Origin of the sequence: Paenibacillus forsythiae T98, from assembly GCF_000520735.1 — a bacterium.
In the GTDB taxonomy this organism is placed as follows: Bacteria; Bacillota; Bacilli; order Paenibacillales; family Paenibacillaceae; genus Paenibacillus_AQ; species Paenibacillus_AQ forsythiae.
Genome location: NZ_ASSC01000015.1, coordinates 1 through 485, shown reverse-complemented (window position 1 = coordinate 485; position 485 = coordinate 1). Strand labels below are relative to the sequence as shown.

Here is a 485-nt window from a genome sequence, read left to right as displayed (position 1 = left end):
ATACTGGTGTGTTGCAGCAATCCAAGAATGGTCGGGATACCGTGCCGGAGCAGACTGTGCATCAGCCAGTGGCTTGCCTGCTGTTCACTATTCCAGTTTTTCGGGGAAAGCAGCGGAGGTTCCTTTTGCCGTATTCAAGGCCCTTTTTCACCTCATCGTCCGAAAATGTAATCGGGAAACCCGCCGAAACCTTCGTATTCCCCAAGAACTGCTGCTGGTGGATTCCACAACCATAACCGTAGGACAATCCCGCCTGCCCTGGGCCACATACCACGGGGAACGAGCCGGTGTTAAACCGCATGTAGCCTTGAGGGCTGAGACGGGGCAACCGCTACGCGTGGTCGAATCCGTAGGTTCTCGGCATGACGGGCCCGTCTGCGAACAACTGACTGACCCAGGCTACATCATGGTGATGGATCGCGCTTATGGAAAGCTGGAACGAATCGATAGATTTAAGCAAAGCGGTCAATCCTATGTCATTCGGC

Annotated in this window: 2 protein-coding genes; both read left to right on the top strand. The window is 54.2% G+C overall.

Annotated elements, in window-relative coordinates; all coding sequences use genetic code 11:
• Positions 1-236 (top strand): hypothetical protein (locus tag L692_RS33360; protein ID WP_232238715.1); only part of this gene is annotated, 236 nt, incomplete at its 5' end.
• A partial coding sequence (locus L692_RS33355) for a transposase (protein WP_232238714.1) occupies positions 218-485 on the top strand: 268 nt, incomplete at its 3' end. The genes L692_RS33360 and L692_RS33355, both read left to right, overlap by 19 nt.